Origin of the sequence: Pseudomonas sp. 2822-17 (assembly GCF_002742485.1) — a bacterium.
Lineage (GTDB): Bacteria > Pseudomonadota > Gammaproteobacteria > Pseudomonadales > Pseudomonadaceae > Aquipseudomonas > Aquipseudomonas cyclaminis.
On record NZ_LJRZ01000136.1, the window covers coordinates 1 to 325 of the forward strand.

Below are 325 nucleotides of genomic sequence, written 5' to 3' on the forward strand. Positions count from 1 at the left end.
GTGATGGTGGTTTTCAATGGCTAACCCTAACCCGTATAAAGATGTAAACATACCACCGTGGATAGAAGAAGCATTGAACGAATTGGGAGAAAGAAAAAGAAGTGCACTTTTAAAGCACATCAGATTTTTGCAACACTCCAAAGAAAAATTCGAAAAGGCGGCAGCTCGTGAATACAATCGGAGAAGAAAAATTGAGCGAATAATTTTAGATGATATAGAAATTAAATTAGAAAACATATCTAAGGATGTGAATAAAAATGATTTACGTGATGAGTAGAAAGATGTACAACAACTATCGCAATAAAGAAGGCCTTTCACATAAAGA

The 325-nt window shown here is 34.5% G+C and carries 1 protein-coding gene; it reads left to right on the forward strand.

Annotated features, from left to right (window positions below):
* The first annotated feature begins 16 nt into the window (after window positions 1-16).
* Window positions 17-277 carry a hypothetical protein gene (locus AOA60_RS32065; RefSeq protein ID WP_143522319.1) on the forward strand — a complete coding sequence of 87 codons (261 nt, stop codon included), beginning with the start codon at window positions 17-19 and terminating at the stop codon, window positions 275-277.
* Window positions 278-325 lie beyond the last annotated feature (48 nt).